18 protein-coding genes are annotated in these 19,366 nt (G+C 32.4%); 6 read left to right on the top strand and 12 right to left on the bottom strand.

Annotated elements, in window-relative coordinates:
• Positions 1-16: 16 nt before the first annotated feature.
• Both ftsH and rsfS read right to left on the bottom strand, forming a co-directional pair.
• Positions 17-2,005 (bottom strand): ATP-dependent zinc metalloprotease FtsH, encoded by a 1,989-nt coding sequence (gene ftsH, locus VOI25_RS06305; protein WP_323788215.1) that lies wholly within the window; start codon positions 2,003-2,005, stop codon positions 17-19.
• Between the two features lie 30 nt (positions 2,006-2,035).
• Positions 2,036-2,407: a ribosome silencing factor gene (gene rsfS, locus VOI25_RS06300; RefSeq protein ID WP_323788214.1), complete on the bottom strand. Its 372-nt coding sequence runs from the start codon at positions 2,405-2,407 to the stop codon at positions 2,036-2,038.
• Positions 2,408-2,503: 96 nt separating this feature from the next.
• Between rsfS and VOI25_RS06295 the strand changes: the two genes are divergently transcribed.
• Positions 2,504-3,235, top strand: a complete 732-nt coding sequence (locus VOI25_RS06295) for a biotin--[acetyl-CoA-carboxylase] ligase (RefSeq protein WP_323788213.1) — start codon at positions 2,504-2,506, stop codon at positions 3,233-3,235.
• On the opposite strand, the gene VOI25_RS06290 is transcribed toward VOI25_RS06295, so the two are convergent.
• Together VOI25_RS06290 and pyrE are read right to left on the bottom strand one after the other, a co-directional pair.
• Complete coding sequence (locus VOI25_RS06290) at positions 3,232-3,627, bottom strand: SRPBCC family protein (protein ID WP_323788212.1); 396 nt, start codon at positions 3,625-3,627, stop codon at positions 3,232-3,234. The two genes, VOI25_RS06295 and VOI25_RS06290, sit on opposite strands and share 4 nt — an antisense overlap.
• Before the next feature lie 36 nt (positions 3,628-3,663).
• Positions 3,664-4,308, bottom strand: coding sequence for an orotate phosphoribosyltransferase (pyrE, locus tag VOI25_RS06285; RefSeq protein ID WP_323788210.1), 645 nt, complete (start codon positions 4,306-4,308; stop codon positions 3,664-3,666).
• Between the two features lie 124 nt (positions 4,309-4,432).
• On the opposite strand from pyrE, the gene VOI25_RS06280 reads away from it, so the two are divergent.
• Positions 4,433-5,014, top strand: coding sequence for an NUDIX hydrolase (locus tag VOI25_RS06280; RefSeq protein WP_323788209.1), 582 nt, complete (start codon positions 4,433-4,435; stop codon positions 5,012-5,014).
• 92 nt (positions 5,015-5,106) lie between these two features.
• Positions 5,107-5,547 (top strand): hypothetical protein, encoded by a 441-nt coding sequence (locus VOI25_RS06275; protein ID WP_323788208.1) that lies wholly within the window; start codon positions 5,107-5,109, stop codon positions 5,545-5,547.
• A gap of 1 nt (position 5,548) precedes the next feature.
• Here the strand turns inward: VOI25_RS06275 and VOI25_RS06270 are convergent, their stop codons facing one another.
• Positions 5,549-7,288, bottom strand: a complete 1,740-nt coding sequence (locus VOI25_RS06270) for a M14 family metallopeptidase (RefSeq protein ID WP_323788207.1) — start codon at positions 7,286-7,288, stop codon at positions 5,549-5,551.
• A 123-nt stretch (positions 7,289-7,411) separates the two neighbouring features.
• Here VOI25_RS06270 and VOI25_RS06265 point away from each other — a divergent pair, with 123 nt between their 5' ends.
• Both VOI25_RS06265 and ctlX read left to right on the top strand, forming a co-directional pair.
• Complete coding sequence (locus VOI25_RS06265; protein ID WP_323788206.1) at positions 7,412-7,801, top strand: hypothetical protein; 390 nt, start codon at positions 7,412-7,414, stop codon at positions 7,799-7,801.
• Between the two features lie 47 nt (positions 7,802-7,848).
• Positions 7,849-8,784, top strand: coding sequence for a citrulline utilization hydrolase CtlX (gene ctlX / locus VOI25_RS06260; RefSeq protein ID WP_323788205.1), 936 nt, complete (start codon positions 7,849-7,851; stop codon positions 8,782-8,784).
• Between the two features lie 76 nt (positions 8,785-8,860).
• On the opposite strand, the gene VOI25_RS06255 is transcribed toward ctlX, so the two are convergent.
• From VOI25_RS06255 to VOI25_RS06240, 4 genes are all read right to left on the bottom strand, one after another.
• Positions 8,861-9,376, bottom strand: a complete 516-nt coding sequence (locus tag VOI25_RS06255; protein ID WP_323788204.1) for a DinB family protein — start codon at positions 9,374-9,376, stop codon at positions 8,861-8,863.
• A 57-nt stretch (positions 9,377-9,433) separates the two neighbouring features.
• Complete coding sequence (locus VOI25_RS06250) at positions 9,434-10,069, bottom strand: chromophore lyase CpcT/CpeT (protein WP_323788203.1); 636 nt, start codon at positions 10,067-10,069, stop codon at positions 9,434-9,436.
• Positions 10,070-10,106: 37 nt separating this feature from the next.
• Positions 10,107-12,167, bottom strand: a complete 2,061-nt coding sequence (locus tag VOI25_RS06245; RefSeq protein WP_323788202.1) for a tetratricopeptide repeat-containing sensor histidine kinase — start codon at positions 12,165-12,167, stop codon at positions 10,107-10,109.
• 325 nt (positions 12,168-12,492) lie between these two features.
• Positions 12,493-13,626 (bottom strand): glycoside hydrolase family 53 protein, encoded by a 1,134-nt coding sequence (locus VOI25_RS06240; RefSeq protein ID WP_323788201.1) that lies wholly within the window; start codon positions 13,624-13,626, stop codon positions 12,493-12,495.
• A 142-nt stretch (positions 13,627-13,768) separates the two neighbouring features.
• On the opposite strand from VOI25_RS06240, the gene argS reads away from it, so the two are divergent.
• Positions 13,769-15,553: an arginine--tRNA ligase gene (gene argS, locus VOI25_RS06235; protein ID WP_323788200.1), complete on the top strand. Its 1,785-nt coding sequence runs from the start codon at positions 13,769-13,771 to the stop codon at positions 15,551-15,553.
• A gap of 2 nt (positions 15,554-15,555) precedes the next feature.
• On the opposite strand, the gene VOI25_RS06230 is transcribed toward argS, so the two are convergent.
• The 3 genes from VOI25_RS06230 to VOI25_RS06220 are packed head-to-tail and all read right to left on the bottom strand — an operon-like array spanning position 15,556 to position 19,345.
• Entirely contained in the window at positions 15,556-16,098 is a 543-nt protein-coding gene (locus VOI25_RS06230; protein WP_323788199.1) for a YfiT family bacillithiol transferase, read from the bottom strand.
• Between the two features lie 42 nt (positions 16,099-16,140).
• Positions 16,141-18,456, bottom strand: coding sequence for a TonB-dependent receptor plug domain-containing protein (locus VOI25_RS06225; RefSeq protein ID WP_323788198.1), 2,316 nt, complete (start codon positions 18,454-18,456; stop codon positions 16,141-16,143).
• Positions 18,449-19,345, bottom strand: coding sequence for a FecR family protein (locus VOI25_RS06220; protein WP_323788197.1), 897 nt, complete (start codon positions 19,343-19,345; stop codon positions 18,449-18,451). The genes VOI25_RS06225 and VOI25_RS06220 overlap by 8 nt, the downstream gene beginning before the upstream one ends.
• Between the last annotated feature and the right edge of the window lie 21 nt (positions 19,346-19,366).

Raw genomic sequence — 19,366 nt, 5'->3', positions numbered from 1 at the left:
TAGGATTTTCAAAGATTTACTCTTCTTCTGTTTCAGATGCTTGATTACTTTCTTTAGCTATAGTTCCTTTTGGTTCTACAAGTTCTCGCTTTTCAAACGGACGTTCACCAAATATTTTTTCAAGATTGTCTTTAAAGATTACCTCTTTTTCAAGAAGGACTTCAGCCAATTGAGTTAATTTATCTTTGTGTTGTTCTAATAATGCAATTGCACGTTGGTATTGTTTTTCAATAATATCTGATATCTCCTTATCAATTAACTCAGCAGTTTGTTCACTGTAAGGTTTTGTAAATCCATATTCAGATTGTCCTGATGAATCATAATAGGTTAGGTTTCCAACTTTATCACTCAGTCCGTAAATGGTAACCATAGCTCTTGCTTGTTTAGTTACCTTTTCCAGATCACTTAAAGCACCAGTTGAGATTTTATTAAAAATCACTTTTTCTGCAGCTCTTCCACCAAGGGCAGCACACATTTCATCTAGCATTTGCTCAGGACGAACAATAAGTCGCTCTTCTGGCAAATACCATGCAGCACCTAAAGATTGCCCACGTGGTACAATTGTTACTTTTACAAGTGGTGCAGCATGCTCAAGCATCCAACTAACAGTTGCGTGACCTGCTTCATGGTAAGCTACTGCTTTTTTCTCTTCTACTGTAATGATTTTATTTTTCTTTTCAAGACCACCAACAATTCTGTCAACCGCATCTAAGAAATCTTGTTTTCCTACAGCTTTTTTACCACCACGAGCAGCAATAAGAGCGGCTTCGTTACAAACATTTGCAATATCTGCTCCAGAGAATCCTGGTGTTTGTTTAGCAAGGAAATCGATATCTAATTTTTCCGACTGTTTTATTGGTCTTAAGTGTACTTCAAATATTTCTTTACGTTCTCTAACATCTGGTAAATCAACAAAAATTTGTCTATCAAAACGACCTGCACGCATTAAGGCTTTGTCAAGGACATCTGCTCTGTTGGTTGCTGCTAATACTATTACGTTTGTATTAGTTCCGAAACCATCCATTTCTGTAAGCAATTGGTTAAGTGTATTTTCTCGTTCATCATTAGAACCTGAGAAGTTGTTTTTACCTCGAGCTCTACCAATAGCATCGATTTCATCAATAAAAATGATAGCAGGTGATTTTTCTTTCGCTTGTTTAAATAAATCTCGAACTCTTGAAGCACCAACACCTACAAACATTTCTACGAAATCTGAACCAGATAAAGAGAAGAAAGGTACTTTTGCTTCTCCAGCAACGGCTTTTGCTAACAAGGTTTTACCAGTTCCTGGTTGACCAACTAACAAGGCTCCTTTCGGTATTTTACCTCCAAGAGATGTATATTTTTCTGGATTTTTGAGGAAATCCACAATTTCTTGTACTTCTTCTTTTGCACCTTCAAGACCTGCAACATCTTTAAATGATGTTTTTACATCTGTTTTTTCATCAAATAGCTTTGCCTTAGATTTTCCGATATTAAAAATCTGTCCACCAGCTCCACCTCCAGAACCACCAGACATACGACGCATAATAAAAATCCAAACACCAATAATTAAAATAAACGGTAGTAAAGAGAATATAAAATTGCCCCAATGGTTTTCTTCTGTTATAAAAGAAATAGGTGTATTTAGATTTGGATTGTTCTCTAATATAGTTTCTATTTTTTCTTCAAATAATTTTTGCTCACCAAATTCAAATGTATAGTTAGGCTGAGGTGTTACAGAAGGTAAAAGGTTGTTGGGTTTAGATTTTTTATGAATTTCTTGTTCTAAAGCTTCTTTAGTTAAATACACTCTAGCTTCTCGACCATTGACTATGACAAGTTTATCAACGTCGCCTTTGTCTAAATATTCAAGAAACTCTGAAGGATTTATTTTTTTAGTTGTAGAACTACCAAATCCACCTGAGAATAATTGGATTCCCAAAAAAGCGGCAATGATAATTCCGTAAATCCAATAGGGATTTAATTTTGGTTTTTTATTTATATTTTTATTGTCTTTTGCCATTATTTATATGCCACAAAGTGGCTAATTTTATTAGTAACTAGTCTCTATAACTGTAATCTTTGCGTCTCCCCAAAGACTTTCAATGTCGTAGTAAGATCTGATATGTTTTTGAAATACATGTACTACAACATTCACATAATCCATTAATACCCATTCAGCATTATCAGCACCTTCAACGTGCCAAGGATTGTCTTTAAGTTCTTTACTTACTCTTTTTTGTATGGAATTTACTATGGCATTTACTTGAGTATTCGAAGTACCTTCACATATAATGAAATAGTCACAAACTGTATTTTCAATGTCTCTTAAATCCAGAATTGTAATCTCTTTTCCTTTTACATCTTCAATTCCAGCAATTACTGTTGTAATTAGTTCATCTGGACTCGTATTTTTTTTCGCCATTAAATTGATTTAATTTTGTGCAAAGTTATTATTTTTTTTACTCTTATGAAGCTTAATTGCTGATAAGAAATTCTTAAAGTTTATTAACACAATACTATGCGTATAATCAAACTTAATGCCATTGACTCTACTAATTCTTTTTTACGACAGCTTAGTGCTGAAGAATCGATTGAAGATTTTACCGTCCTTGTTACCGAAAACCAAACTAATGGTCGTGGACAAATGGGAACCCAATGGCAATCTGAAAGCGCAAAAAACCTTATGTTTAGTGTGTTTAAAGATGTATCGAGTTTAGATGTTATATCACCTTTTTACTTAAGTATGGCTGTTTCTCTAGCTGTTTTTAAAGCCTTAAAATCCTTTCAAATTAATACACTAAAAATTAAATGGCCTAACGACATTTTGTCAGAGCAGCAAAAACTTAGTGGTATTTTAATAGAAAATGTCATAAAACAGAACCAATTACAATCTTCAATCATTGGAATTGGTATCAATGTAAATCAAATGAGTTTTAATGATTTGCCTAACGCGACGTCAATGCAATTGATATCTGGAAATCATTTTGATCGTGATCACTTGCTTGAAGAAGTTTTAAAACAATTAAAGCATTATTTCTTAATGTTACATTCAAAATCCTACAAGGATTTAAAACTAGAATATGAAAGCCATCTGTTTAGAAAAAATAAACCCTCAACCTTTAAAGACACTCAAGGGAATTTATTTTCTGGGTATATCAAAGGCGTAAGCGATTTTGGTCTTCTACAGGTGTTAATTGAAGATGAAATAGTGAAGTCGTTTGACCTTAAAGAAGTCACATTGTTATTCTAAACTACCACAGACATGTTAGTAGCTAAGGTTTCAATAAATTTAGAAATGGGTCCTTTTATCATCATCGCCATCATAGCATTAAACTCTCCTTCAAACGTTAATTGAGTTTCACTAGAGTTTTCTGAAATAGCAGTAATATCTGCCGTAAGTGAGAAATCGAGCTTGCCACCAGCAGCACCTAATACTATTTTATTAGGTGAAATAGCTTCCTTCTTTTTGAGTACAATTTCTGGCATTCCTTTTAATGCAAACAAAAATTTGTCGTCATCAAGTACTTCAAATTTGCTAATATTTTCTGGCATTAATTTCTCAAAATTTTTCACTTCAGATAGAAAATCGAAAGTTTCTTTCGCTGATTTATTTATGGTGGTTTTTGGTGATTCTAAATTCATTCTTTTAAATATTTGTGTTCATTATTAAGTATGTATTCAAAATCCGTTCCATTCACTCGGATTGGCATTCCAAAGTGCTAAAATGTCTTGTTCTTTTGAAGTAATATATTTGGTGTCTAGTGCTTGGTCTAACAAGTTCTCGTAGTTACTTAACGTGTATAATTCAACATTTGCCTTTTCAAAATTAGCTCGTGCAACTTCAAATCCATAAGAAAAAATGGCAACCATACCTTTCACATTTACTTTCGCTTCTTCTAATGCCTTGACTGCATTTAGGCTACTTTTTCCTGTGCTAATTAAATCTTCAACAACAACAACGTTTTGTCCGCTTTGTATGAAACCTTCAATTTGATTTTGACGACCATGAGATTTTGCTTCTGGTCTTACATAAACGAATGGTAAGCCTAATTCTTCAGCAACTAAAATTCCAATACCAATAGCACCTGTTGCAACACCAGCTATCACATCGATGTTGCCATATTTTGCTTCAATTTGTTTGGCCATTGTTGTTCGAATGTAGTTTCTAATTTTAGGAAAAGAAAGTATAATTCGGTTATCACAATAAATTGGAGATTTCCAGCCTGAAGCCCATGTAAAGGGGTTGTTAGGTTGCAATTTTATTGCATTAACTTGCAGTAAAACTTCAGCAGTTTGTTTCGCGGTTTTTTTGTCAAAAATCATGGCGCAAAATTACATAATTTTAACCTAATTCGATTTCAAACTATAAATAAAATTAATTTTATAATTGGGTGTGGTAACTCAAAAAATGATATTTTTACTTTCCAAATACTATACTACTAAAAAAATGTACTGCGTTTTTGTAACTGATAAACCTATAATTCTAACCACACAAGTTAGTCAAGAGCGTAATTTTAAAAATTACCTTTTGTCGACAGTTCAAATTGGGAAGGTTATAAAAGAACTAAATTCTACCTCTTTAAAAGGAATTCATCTTATTGGTAAAAAAGAAGAAACTCTAATCAAAAAATTCTTAAAAAAGCTTCCTAATGTTGTTGCTGGTGGAGGAAAAGTGATTAATGATAAAGGTGAAATTCTGTTTATTTACAGAAATGATAAATGGGATTTACCTAAAGGAAAAACTGAAGGAAAAGAAACCATTGAAGAAACAGCATTGAGGGAAGTAGAAGAAGAAACAGGTGTTTCTGGTCTTTCCATAACGAAACCAATTGAAACAACGTACCATATCTTTAAGCGCAATGGTAAGCACAAAATTAAAGTGACCTATTGGTTTGAAATGATTACGTCTTATTCAGGATCCTTGTCTCCTCAGGAAAATGAAGGCATTACCAAAGTTGCATGGTTAAATAAAGAAGAGTCTACAAAGGCGCTTGAAAATAGTTATGCGAATATTAAAATATTAGTGTAATTAATTCTAGATTTTTAATAAAACACTACAAGTTGGTTTTTTAATTTAGTTAATAATGTTATTTTTAAATGATTACAAATGCATTATTTCTCATGAAAAAATTAAATTACTTAATTATTGCTTTTCTACTAGCTTCAATACATACAAGCTTCGCTCAAAATGGACTTCCCGAAGCTAATGCTGAAATAATTAGAGAAATTGCACCAAAAGATTTTAAAAATTATGAAGGATCACTGCTAGTCATGCCTGCCTTTAAAGCACGAGGCACAAAAAAGTGGCTAACAAAACAGTTTACAAAAAACTACGGAAAGCCGTTTTATGTTGCAGATGTTTCTGATGTTGCAACTGGCTATGGTGATGATAAATATCCGATAGAAACTTATAAATACATGGTATTCATTCAGAGTTCTAAGAGTTTTTCTGGAAATACAGAATACTCATTCCAACTTGTAGATAGAAGTACAAATACGGTGTATTACCATCCTTCTTCAGGAAATATGGTAAAAAAGTATTTAAAGAAATTAATGAAATAAGTTAATTTAAGCGATACACAGGATATTGCAAATGTGCTTTTTCATAGTGTTCACTTTGTTTGTGTAACCAATCTAATTGTGAATACCAATTGGCTGCAAAGTCTTCGTCGTTTGTCTTTTTTAAAGTGAATTCTTTTTCGAGTTCTGGATTCTGTTCTAAAATTATTTTGGCTTTATCTTCCCACACATAAGGTGAGAAGCCTTCTTTTTGTTGTAAAATGGTATCAAAGAAATTCCAATTAAAAAATGAATCTGATGCTTGTGGCTCAAGAGTTTCTATTAGGTATCTAAATGCATGTTGGTTAGTATAGATTAGATAATCTCCTTTTAAGAAGTTTATTTTTTCTTTAGAAATATCTAATTTCACATTGTAATGCGGATAATGGCCTTCATAAGCTTGTGTACTGGTGTCGTAACTCTTTATTTTATACGAATTTACCATCATGGTTGTGTCATTTTCAAATGCAGTCATTTCTACGCCATTCAGTTTTAATAAATCAATAACAGTCCAATAATTTTGCGGAATTACATATGCTTTTGGGATCTCAACTTCTAAAGTAGCTTTCATATAATTACTGTAGGTTATTTCTTTTGTAAATGGTCGCGATGAATCATATTTCAAACGTTTAGAATTTGTTATATCACTATCAATCATTTGACCTTCGAACCCTTTAAATTGAAGTGTTGTTGTTTGGGTAGTATCAATTGTCCACTGAATTGGGTACGTGTTTTGTTGCTGAAACTCTGCAATGGCATGTTGTCTTAATTCTGAAATTTGATCTCCTTCAGTTTCTGTGATTTCAATCATACTTTTCATGAGTTCATAAGTGCCTTCAACACGTTGTTTGTAGGGTTTTAGCATGTGTGTTTCGACCATCATTCCTAAAGTATTCCAAAGTGTTGTGTAACCAGTAGAATACCTTGGAGAATCCATAAACTGACTAAATCCTTTTTCTGGAGTTCTATTAAATACATTCACATAAGGTGTGATGTCCCAATCTTTTTCTTTTAGTTTTTTCTCAAGTTGAGGCATCATTTTGGTCTGCAAAAAATGACCCAAAGAACCACCTAATTTATTGTGCTGTGTAAATAAATGTGTCAACGTATATTGATAATCGGCTCCATTACTTACATGATTATCAATAAAGACATCAGGTTGTACTAAATGAAATATGTTAGCAAAGGTCCTGGCATTTTTGGTGTCAGATTTAATAAAATCCCTGTTCAAATCATAGTTCCTAGCATTCCCTCTAAAGCCATATGCTTTTGGTCCATTTTGGTTAGTTCTAGTTGTAGAATTTCGATTTAGGCTTCCACCAACATTATAAATAGGAATGGTAACTATTACGGTTTCTTTAGGCATATCGATTTCACCCTGTACGAGATCTCGAAACAACAACATCGTTGCATCAATGCCATCAGATTCTCCAGGATGAATGCCATTATTAATGAGCAAAATTCGTTTGCCATTGTCTCTGATTGATTTAAAATCGAATTGTTTACTCGGATTTAGAGTTACCAAATGTAATGGTTTTCCAGAATCAGTTTCACCGATTGCTTGAATAGAAATTTCAGGATAGGTTGCGGCTAAACTCGTGTAAAAACTAATCGTTTGCTCATAGGTTGCTGTTTCTGTGCCATTTGAAGTTTCAAAAGCCGTTGTAAAGTTAAAAGATTGTTTTTTTTCCGAAGAACAAGACACAAAAACAATAAAAATAAATAGAAGTGCTAAGTTGTTCATTTGTAATTATCTAGGATTGATACTGAGTAAATTGTTAATATGCTGTTTATTTCTTTAGCAAAACTGAAAAGAAACTACTCAAAGTTAAACTAAATTTGATTATCCCTTTAAATTAATAACTATATGAAAGTTTTTCTCTTATCCTTCGGGAAAATTAATGTTCTTGAACCAAATATTGCTGAAATTATTATTGATGATGGCGTCGTTCTCGACGAATTTATGGTCATCACATATCGTAAATTATTACAATCTCACTTAGTGAAGCCATTTTCATTATTAATTAATAAAGAACATGGTTACTCCTACACCTTTGGTGCACAATTGTCTATGGGAGAAATAAATGATGGTCTAGAATTTCGAGCTGTTGTAGTATATAGTCAGAGTGCAGAAATGGCGACTCAAATTGTTATGAATGTTAACAAACATAATAATTGGAAGATTCAAATATTTCGTGAACGACAACTTGCTATTGACTGGCTACATCAAATTCAAAATAAAAAAAGTGCGATGTAATTTTCTACATTAAAATTAATTAATTTTGCGCTACTATAATTTTTGAAATGTCACAAACTACAAATACCATTTTAATGATTCGTCCTATAAGCTTTAGGATGAATGAACAAACGGCTATCAATAACTATTTTCAGGAAGATATAAACATAAAAAATGCTGAAATTAATGCAAAAGCACAAGAAGAATTTGACGCCTTTGTTGAAAAATTAAGAGCAGTAGGAGTTCATGTTATTGTTGAGGAAGATGATAAACTATCGGATACACCAGATTCAGTTTTTCCTAATAATTGGGTGAGTTTTCATTCTAATGGAGATGTAGGGTTGTATCCAATGTTTGCTGAAAACAGACGACTAGAACGACGTGACGAAGTTTTTATGCGTCTTGAATCGGAAGGCTTTAGAATTGAAAATATTATTGATTACACAAGTGCTGAAGATGAAGGTATATTTTTAGAAGGCACAGGAAGTTTGTTACTTGATAGAGTTAATCATAAAGCCTATTGTGCTTTATCACCAAGAGCAGATGAAGAATTGTTCATTGAGTTTTGCGAAGATTTTGAATACACACCAGTACTATTTAGAGCCTATCAAACATTCGAAGGTGAACGGTTAGAAATATATCATACCAATGTCATGATGTGTTTGGCTGAAAAATTTGCGGTGATTTGTCTCGATAGTATTGATGATAAAAAGGAACGAAAAAATGTGGTAAAACATCTTAAACAAGATGGTAAGGAAATCATAGAGATTTCTGAAACACAAATGCATCAATTTGCTGGCAATATGTTACAAGTACAAGGTCATTTGAATCAACGTTATTTGGTGATGAGTAAAGCAGCACATGATAGTTTAACTCCAAAACAAGTTGCAGCTATTGAAAAACACTGTCCGATTTTATCAAGTTCTCTTGAAACTATAGAAACTTGTGGTGGTGGTAGTGCACGATGCATGATGGCTGAAGTGTTTTTACCTAAAAATAGTTAAAAAAGGAAATTCAGTTTGTTTTTTTGAAAGCTTACAAAACTAGAAATGGACTCTACACGTTGTAAGCAATTGGGTTTTATACTAAGTATTTTGTTTTAATCACAGAGCAATGATGAACAACGTGACCTATCGCAATATAGCCAATGGCTCGTGCTGATATTTTGTGACCAATTCCATTCGCCAAAAAATTAAATTTTTCTTTAGGATTATTGGTGTATATAAATTTGAAAGCTTTTCTTACTGCTATAAATTCTTCAATCAAACTATTTAGACTACTATTGGTTACATCTACATTTTTGGCATAGAGTTTTTCGTCCATTCCATAAAGAGGTGTCTTGTCATCATTCCTAACGCAAACTATTGCTCGATATGAAAAGCCTCTTTCTGTATCAATAATATGCATCAATACTTCTTTAATCGACCATTTATCCTTTTCGTATCTAAAATTTTCACATTTGCCATCAATGGATTTGAAAAAGGAAATTGTGGCGTCCGTATTTTGATCTAGTAGTTCTATAAAATCTCCGGTTTCAACTAGGTCAATGTGTTTTTGATATCCTGAAGCGTATTCATTTTCTAGAGGTTTGTCCATTTAATGTCCTTTCAGTTTGTTATTACCTTGTTACCAACTATAAAAATTTAGAATTTACTAATCCAATTTATTAAATACATAGCCACCTTTTTCAGCGCCCCAAATATGTTCGTCTTTATCGTCAAAACCTCTATCCCAAGAGATGATTTTGTCCGATAAAATTTCGACTTCACTGGTTGCATAAGATGCGCCATATAGAGTGCTAGAACAGGTTTTATCACCTGTTTCGCCTTTAAAGTATTCTGAATTGATGCGTTTTAGCGTGACTTCGCAACCTTCCTTTTTAGAGACTTGATTCATTGAGAGAGCATCAAATGCTTTTGGTGTTTTCCATTTGCCAATCCATAACGAATCATGTTCAATGGTATAAATAGCAGAACTAAACAGACTATCATTTAATTGAGTCACTTCGTAAATGCGTTGTCTGTATGGTTTATTTTGTCTAGACGTTAAGGCTTGTTCAACATATAAAAAATTTCCTTTTTCTTCCCAAATTGGATACATGTGAAGCGAAATATTAAAATAAGTAGAATCAACTTCAGCTTGAATTTCAGAAGTAAATGAGCCTTGCATCATACTAAATAAATCTTGTAGATGATTTGCTTCGACTAAAGTTTCTTCAGGTTTGGTTTCCGAATTTTTACAGCTAAATAGAGTTGCTACTAGAGCAAGAGAGAGAATAAGGTGTTTCATTTTTTGGTTGCTTTTGGCTAAGATACGCAAAAAGCAATTATTCTGTTGGCTTATTTTTTGGAAGCTCTACATAGAATTTTGTACCAACATTAGGTGTGCTTTCTACCCAAATACGACCATTATTAAGTTCAACTAATTCTTTACAGATACTAAGTCCGAGACCAGTCCCTTTTTCATTATCTGTACCTCTAGTTGTAAAGGTTCCATTTTGGAATAATTTGTCTACATTTTCACGAGAGATACCAACACCTGTATCTTCAATACAAATAAGTGTATTTCCGTTATGATCATTATTAGATACCGTAATCACATCGCCAACACGAGTGAATTTTACAGCATTAGTAATTAAGTTTTGAATAACAATTTCTATCATGCTCTTATCTGCATACACAAAGTCTCTATGAGATTCATCAATTAACACAATACGTTTTTGCTCTACTTTTTGCTCTACAAGTGACATCTTATTTTGGAAAACCTCTTGTATATTGAATAGTTCAGCTTTCGGTTTAAGATTTTGCATTTGAGACTTAGACCAGTTTAAAAGATTGTACAATAATGACGACGCATTATCGGCATTTTCACTTAGTTCTGGAACTAAATTATAAAACTCTTCACGCGAAATACTATCCTCTTTTAAAAGGTCAATAAATGCCTTAATTGACGAAATAGAATCTTTTAAATCATGAGAAACTATTGAGAATAAACGATCTTTTACCTTATTAATTTCTTCTAGGTTTTTGGTTTGCTCAGAAAACACTTCATTTTGCAATTGTATTTGTTCGTTTTTCGCTTGTAATTCTCTATTAAATTTTAGAGTACTTTGACGCTTTAAATATATGAGAAGTAAAATAGTTGAAACAATTAAAAAAGCAGCAATCAACACATAGGATATGGCTTTTAATCGTTTAACCTCCTCTTCGCTTTTTAGTTCTTCCGCTTGTTTGGCAATAGAATTAAATTCGTCATCGGCTGTTGCATCAATAACTTCAGTTTTAATAACGTTAGTATTTACTGGAATTTTCGGTTGCTTTGCATTTTCTAATTCTGTTTTTAAATCATAGTATTTACCTTGCCAGAAAAAAGCATTTTGAAATTTGCCGTTAGTAGAATCTAACTCTTTACGTAATCTGTAATTTTTAAGCAGTTCAGGTTTGTTATTTATTCTTGAAGCGATAGAATAAGCTTCATTAAGCTGAATTTCAGCAAGCTTAACTTTCTGCTGTTGCATATTAAGCTCACCAATAGCATTTAAAGTTCTTAAAATTCCATCATCATTTTTAGTACGTCTATTAAATTTAAGACCTTCAACTAAATATTCTGCAGCTTTATTATAGTCTTTAAACTGTAAGTATTCACTACCAATTCTAGGCAGAACTTCACCTCTAATGGCTTGATCCTCTTTCGGATTTAATAGGTTTAAAACTTTTTCGTAGTATTCAATAGCTTTTCTATGTTCCTTTCTATCAGAATATAAAGCCGCAATATTTTTTGTCGATGTTTTAATACCTGAGCTATCCTTAAGTTGTTCTCGAACATTTAAGGCTTTAATATTAAATTCTAATGCTTTATCTACCTGATGTGTATTGTAATATGCTTCAGCTAGATTATTATAAGCTGAACTAAGCTCGTCAAGCAGGTTTCTAGTTTCAAACGTTTGAATAGCAGATAACGAGTTTTCAAGTCCAACACTATAGTTTCCACGTTTAATTTCGATCAGTCCTATACTATTATTCACTTTAGCAATTCCTAAGGTATCTCCTAACTGCTTATAATATTTTCGTGATTTATTGTAACCATCAATAGCATTGTAATAATCGTCTTTATGAGAATAGATTAATGCCTTATAATAATTGACGTCGGCAATACCCTTAGTATGGTTTAAAAATTTTGAAAGTCTCTCGGTTTGGTCAATATACAAAAGCGCTTTTTTAAAGTTCTCGCTTTTATACAATGCTTTAATCAAATACAATGACGTATCTACTTTAGAGGAGTCTTGTTTTTGATAAGCTAATTGTATAGTAAGACTATCGATCTCATTTGTTTGGGAGAAACAAAAAAGCGAAGAACACAAAACAGCTAATGTGATTAACTGCTTCATAGCGTTGTATTAAAAGTTACCGAGTTAGTTAAACATTTTTTGGTCTCGAGGGAAAGAGAAAAGAAGTTTAAAAAAGTCAAGGTCAACCTTAATAATGATTTAATATTAAGTTTCATCAATGTTTGGGACTCTTGATTAATAGCTTACCAAAAATGACCAAAAGGGTTCTTAATTACTAATTTTCGGGTTTTAATGCCTAAAAATTAGATAAAGTGATCTTTAGATTTTATGAAAAAATCGACGAATAGATGAACGGCAGAAAACATAGAAAAACGGCACGTTTGTCGACGAAATACATGATTGTAATTAAATATTTGATTATGAGTTAGTTAGCTTTAAATACGTCAAAAACAGGTAATGCCTGGTGATTAAAATCAAACATACACTGATTTTCCCAAGCACTTCCTGACGTAGAGGTGTTTTCATTACCTGAAAACGCAATCCAATCTGGTGCCCAATAACAAAACCCGATGCCATGATTATTTGGTATGTTTTCGATGGCACTTACTAACCATTCAAAGTAAGCTTTTTGACCTTGGGGAGTTGCTGAAAACTCTGATAATAGTTGATCAGCACTTCCAATGAAATTATTTGAATTGTCATTCCAGTCTAGTGTAAATGGGTAGGCAACTTCTACCAAAAGGATGTCTTTATCAAAAGTTGAAGCAAGTTCGTTCAGTTTAGTTTGAACTAGGTTTAAATTCTTAATTTGAAACTGTGGATAATAAGAGAGTCCGATGATATCAAAATCTAAACCAAACGCATTGAGTTCATTAAAGAAGTAAATAGCATTTTCAACACTAGAATGATGCAACATAATTTTAACTGAATTTTCAGTGTCAACCTCTCTTATAGCTCTAATAGCTTCATTAACTAAAGTCGCGTAGGAGCTCCAGTTATTAGAAAAATCATCCCAAACCTTTCCATAATTCCATAAAAAACCGCTATCGGTTTCATTTCCAATTTGAATAATCTGAGGAAGTGTATTTTGATTTTTTAATTGTGTTACAACATCTTTGGTATATTCATAAATGGCAACTCTAATCTCCTGGTTAGTCATGTTCTGCCAAGCCAAAGGAGGAGTTTGACTTCCTGGATCTGCCCAATAATCGCTATAATGAACGTTTAATAAGAAATCCATTTGTTTAGCCTTAATGCGTTGTGCATAGGCTTTTACATCACCTAAACTGTTTTGACCATCTTGAGGTGTATGCCATAGTTTAAGACGCACAAGATTAGTTCCAGTTTCTGAAACAAAATCAAGAAGTTCTACAGGAACACCATTTTCATCTTTATAAGTGATGTTATAATCTTCTAATTCAGATTGAAAGGACAAATCCATGCCTTTATAAAAAGTAGTTGTGCCTTCAGGTGGCAAATTTTGCTGTTCTTGTGAATCTTCAGTATTGCTACAACTTGCCAATAAAAAAAGGAATAGGAGAGATTTTAGTAGTTTCATGCAATAATTTCTTAGTCAAATTTAGGCAAAATTATCTGTTTCAATATAAATGGATAACTCTAAATTAATCAATTAATACAGGTCATAACCATAAAAAAATAATAAAAAACCTATCTTTGCAAACTTATAAATAAGGATCAAAATGAATCTTCAGGATACACTTACAACGCATGTAAAACAAGCTATAAAATCGATTTATAGTGCTGAATTAGAATCGGTTGAATTTCAAGCAACTCGCAAAGAGTTTGCTGGAGATATTACCGTTGTTGTGTTTCCGATGTTGCGCGTAGTCAAAGGGAATCCTGTTCAAATTGGAGAACAAATTGGACATTATTTGGTAGAGCATGTTTCAGAAGTAAAAGCTTTTAATGTGGTAAAAGGCTTTTTGAATATTGAAATTAATGATTCATATTACCTACATTTTTTCAATGCAATTAAAGATCAACAAGACTTCGGATTTGTTGCGCCTAAAGCCTCAGAAAAAGCAGTTATGGTTGAGTATTCTTCACCAAATACTAATAAGCCATTGCATTTAGGTCACATTAGAAATAACTTATTGGGTTATAGTGTTGCCGAAATTCTGAAAGCTTCTGGAAGGAAAGTGTACAAGACTCAAATCATTAATGATCGAGGAATTCATATTTGTAAAAGTATGTTGGCTTGGAAGCGTTTCGGAAATGAAGAAACTCCTAAATCATCAGGATTGAAGGGTGATAAACTCGTCGGAAACTACTACGTAAAGTTTGATCAGGAATATAAAAAAGAAATTCAACAGTTAGTTTCTAATGGACAAACTGAAGAGGACGCAAAGAAAAGTGCTCCAATATTATTAGAAGCGCAACAAATGCTTTTAAATTGGGAAGCAGGTGATGATGAGGTTGTGTCGCTTTGGAAAGAAATGAATAGTTGGGTTTATGAAGGGTTTGACGAAACGTATAAAAATTTAGGTGTTGATTTTGATAAATTGTATTACGAAAGTGAAACGTATTTATTAGGAAAAGAATTTGTTACAGAAGGTTTAAAAACTGGAGTCTTTTTTAAAAAAGATGATGGATCGGTTTGGTGCGATTTAACCGAAGATGGTTTAGATGAAAAAATTGTCTTACGAAGCGATGGCACAGCTGTTTATATGACTCAAGATATAGGTACGGCAATTCAGCGTGTGAAAGATTTTCCAGATGTTGGAGGCATGGTGTATACTGTTGGAAATGAGCAAGAGTATCATTTTCAAGTGTTATTTTTAATTATCAAAAAGCTTGGTTTTGATTGGGCTAAAAACTTATTTCACCTAAGCTACGGAATGGTAGATTTACCATCAGGAAAAATGAAGAGTAGAGAGGGAACGGTTGTTGATGCTGATGATTTAATTGTTGAAATGGCTCAAACGGCTGAAGAAATTTCAGAAGACTTAGGAAAACTCGATGGTTATTCTGATGCAGAAAAAAAGGAGCTTTATAAAACGATAGGTTTAGGTGCTTTGAAGTATTATATTTTGAAAGTTGATCCTAAAAAACGCATCTTATTTGATCCTAAAGATTCAATAGACTTTCAAGGAAACACTGGCCCTTTTATTCAATATACCTATGCTAGAATTCAGTCTATTCTACGGAAGGCGAATGTAAATTCTAATGTCACACTCAGCGCAGATGAGGTGTCTTTACATCCAAAAGAAAAAGAGTTACTTAAACAATTAGAGATATTTCCTGAGGTGATTCAAAATGCAGCAGAACATCATAGTCCAGCGTTGATAGCAAATTATACCTATGATCTAGTGAAAGAGTTCAATTCTTTTTATCAAAATGTCTCCATTTTAGGAGCAGATAATGATACTGAAAAAGCATTTAGAGTGCAACTTTCTCAAACTGTTTCGAACGTGATTAAAAATGCATTTGGTTTATTAGGAGTTGATGTTCCTGAACGCATGTAATTTTAAAAACTGCCTTTGTAATGAAGGGCTTGCATTATGTGAGCTAAATGATGATTGCAATGCCAAGCATAAACTCCAATAGTTTCATCTAGTCTAAAGTGTTTTCCGTGCTCTGGATGTACGAATTCTTTTGGTAAATCTTCAGGTGATAGGTTACTAAGTAATGTTCCGAGTTTGGCATGTAAGCCTTTTAATAAATTGAGAGTATCATTTAAATTGTCGTCGTTCCCATCAATTAAATCTGCCCATCGTGCTTCATAGTAAGGTCTGATGGTTGGAGTGTCTTCCGTTAGTGCCAATTTAAACCTAATAATGCTATTCATGTGACTATCTGCACAGTGATGAACGACTTGTTTAATCGTCCATCCTTCTGGTCGATACTTCCAATTTAATTGTTCTACGGTTAAATTTTCTGTGAGCTGATTGACTTTATACGGAAAGCCTTCAATAGTATCTATCCATTCAGAAATATGGTTAGAATTTATTTTATTTGGTTTTATAAACTCTCCAATAGGAAACTTTAATTTTATGAGATTATGTTCCATAATTATTAATCTATTAAATGTTTTTATTCTAAAAATAAAGAACTAAAAACGTAGTCTAAAACTAATGTTTGGTGTGATACCTAAAGATAGATTTTCAATACTGACAATCTCACCATTCTCATCAGTTGAAAAATAAGTATTTATAATATTTTTTCTATCAAAAATGTTCCAAATAGAAGCTCCGATTGAAGCATCTAATTTGTTTCCAAATTTTAATTTATAGGTAGCCGAGAGATCAGTTCTAAAATAATTACTCAAGTTTTCACTGTTAGGCGATTTGTATTCTATACTATTATTTGTTGTGTTTTGAACATCGGCAGGAAGCGTAGTAGGTTTGCCTGAATGCCAATTAAAACCCAGTGCAAGGTTTATATTATTAATTGAGTACGTATTTGCAAACGTCACTGCATGTCTAATGTCTAAATTATTTCGAAACCTATTGGTGTCGTTTATGCTTTCGAATGTATAATCATTATTACTGAAGGAATAACTTAACCATGTACTGAAGGTTTCAAATTGTTTGTTGATTAAAAAATCAACACCTCTAACTTGGTATTTTCCTATGTCGTTAATAAACTGAAATTGGTTTTGAAACCCTTGACTTCTCGCTGTAATACCTTCAACATTCTTGATAAAAGCTTCTGCACTAATAAATAATTTGTTTTTATTATAATGAATTCCGAAAGCACCTTGAGCACTTTTAATAATTGGAATATCGTCATTGTTTGATAATATCCATCGACGTTTTTCAATGCCTAAAAAATCATTTTGTAAATCAATAATCTGAGATGTCGTTTGGCTTTTAAACTCGGCTAAAAATTCTAATCTAAAGTTATTACTGAGTTTATGACTTACTGAAAGTCTGGGTTCTGTAAAAAACTCTGAGAATTTTTCTATAAAATTAGTCCTTATACCAATTCTCGCGTAGGTGTTTTTATTAGCAGAAGTGAATTCGGCTTCTCCATAAATAGAATGGGTACGATTAACTTCTCTAACAAAACTCGTAAAGTTTATGAGATTAACTTCTTCAAAATTGCTAATTATAACTTCATTAAATTGATAACCTCCATGTAATTTTAGGTTGTCGTCAATATGATTGGTCGCATTTATTTTAATGCCTAAATCTCTAACCTCATTTTCTTGATTTTGACGTTGAGTGCTAATAACATCAAAATCGGTAGCTTTTAGGTCGTAATTTGAAACATAGAGTTGGGCAGTTGTTGTAAGTTTACTATTCCAATATTTCAAATATTGCACACCAGCTGCAAAGTTGTTTTGTTCTAGGGTATTGGTTAACGACTCGTTTTCGTTTGCAATAGATAGTTGATCGTAGTTGAGACTATTATTAATAGTAGAAAAATTAAACCGAATTTGATCTTGGTCAGTGATATCGTATAAGAATTTCGCTGCAACATCGTAAAAGTAAAAACGCTCGTTATTTGATACAATAGGTGTTGAGTTTTGTTGTGAATTTGAAAAATCTGAGTCCTGAAATACACGTTGTAAATATTGATCGTAAGTTGGAGTGAAAATAAAATCAGTTACCGAACGTCTTGCTGAAAGTTGAATTTCAGCTTTTTCGGTCAAAGGCACTTTAGCAAATCCATCGGCATGTATTAGATTAAAACCAGCTCCTGCTTTAAAATATTGATCTAAACTATTAGATTGTTGCATATCTATTACGCTTGAAACACCATCACCATAAATTACGCTAGTTCCATTTTTAGACACATTAATATCGGTTGTGAGGTATGGGTTAAATGCCGATACTAGTCCAAAAAAATGTCCAGATTGATACATTTTTATACCATCCCAAAGAATAAGGTTTTGGTCGTGAGTACCACCTCTAACATTAATATTTGAAACTGTTTCGTCAACACTTAAAATGCCTGGAAGTGCTTGTATACTTTGAAGTATATCTGGCTCAATAAGGCCTGGAAGGATTCCGAAATCTTTAGTTTTAATAGTTGTTTTACCATCACTTTTTCTAGAAATCCCCTTTGTTAAATAGTTCGTGATGACGACTTCCTCTAATTTTTGAGTTATAAAATCACTCAGTGGATTAATTCGTTTTGAGATGACCACATTATAATTATCAATTAAGATAAAATCTAAATTGGTTTGTGATTTTAAGAAATCTAAAAGTTCATCTAAGCTGAAGTCTTTGTCAGGAGCAATGATATCGACGTTCGCAATAATTTGATCTATAAAAGTAAAATTTATGCTATACTGTGTTTCTAGGTCAACTAAAATATTGGCAAGAGGTAGTGTCTCTTTAGATGTATTTTGAGCAATACTGCTGTTTATACTAGAGAAAAATAAAATAATAAAAAGATAAATGATACCTTTCTTACTCACGTTTTAGTGTAATGATATTGTCAGTTTTACTGTACGTTAAATGTAACGGTAAAGTAATGGATTTTAAGGCAATTTCAATATCATTATGAGTAAAACTTCCTGTAAATAATTGCATCTCGTTAATATTTTCGAGTGAAATTTTTACGTTATGTTGTCTTTCAAACTCAGCAATAACCTCGCGATATGGTAAACTTTTAAATCGAGTTTGGTTGTGTAACCAGGATGGAGTAGATTGATTTTCTTTTTCAGTAGTAATTAATTTCCCATCTAAAATGAAGAATGAATCTCCAGGTAATAATTGTGTAATATTAGTGTTGTAATTAACAGCAACTTTTCCCTCGAAACAAATAACTTCAAAATAATTGTCACGTTGTTTTACGTTAAACTGAGTTCCTAATACAGAGATTATACCATCTTTAGTTTTTACATCAAATTGCGATCCTTTGGCAACTTTAAAGAATGCCTCTCCTTGTAAAGAAACTTCCCTATTGCTCGACCACTTACTTTCATTAAATACTAATGAGGACATGGCATTTAGTTCAACGATAGATGTATCAGGTAATTCTATAGATTGTTTTTGAGAAGCAATTGTATTAATTGTAGTATCTAAGGTAGTTGTATAAAAGTAAACACTAAAGCATATTACAAAAACAGCTGCAATTTTTATAGCAGTTGGTAACCAATTAGTTTTATTTGGAGTTTTAGTGTTTATAGTACTCAGTACCTGCACTAAATTCTCAGAAGTGTTATATTCTGGAGCTTTGAAGTGTTTTAGGTTATGATCTAACGTGGTTAAAGTCTCATAGTCTTCAAGCTGTTTAAAAGCCTCAAGTTCTTGAGTATTAAGTTCGTGATCTAACCACTTTTGTATGAGTTCTTCTTTAGTCATGATTTGGTTTACAACTATATA

Origin of the sequence: Psychroserpens sp., from assembly GCF_034670085.1 — a bacterium.
Lineage (GTDB): Bacteria > Bacteroidota > Bacteroidia > Flavobacteriales > Flavobacteriaceae > Psychroserpens.
Note: the sequence above shows the minus strand (reverse complement) of the source record. Positions and strands in the feature narration are given on the sequence as shown.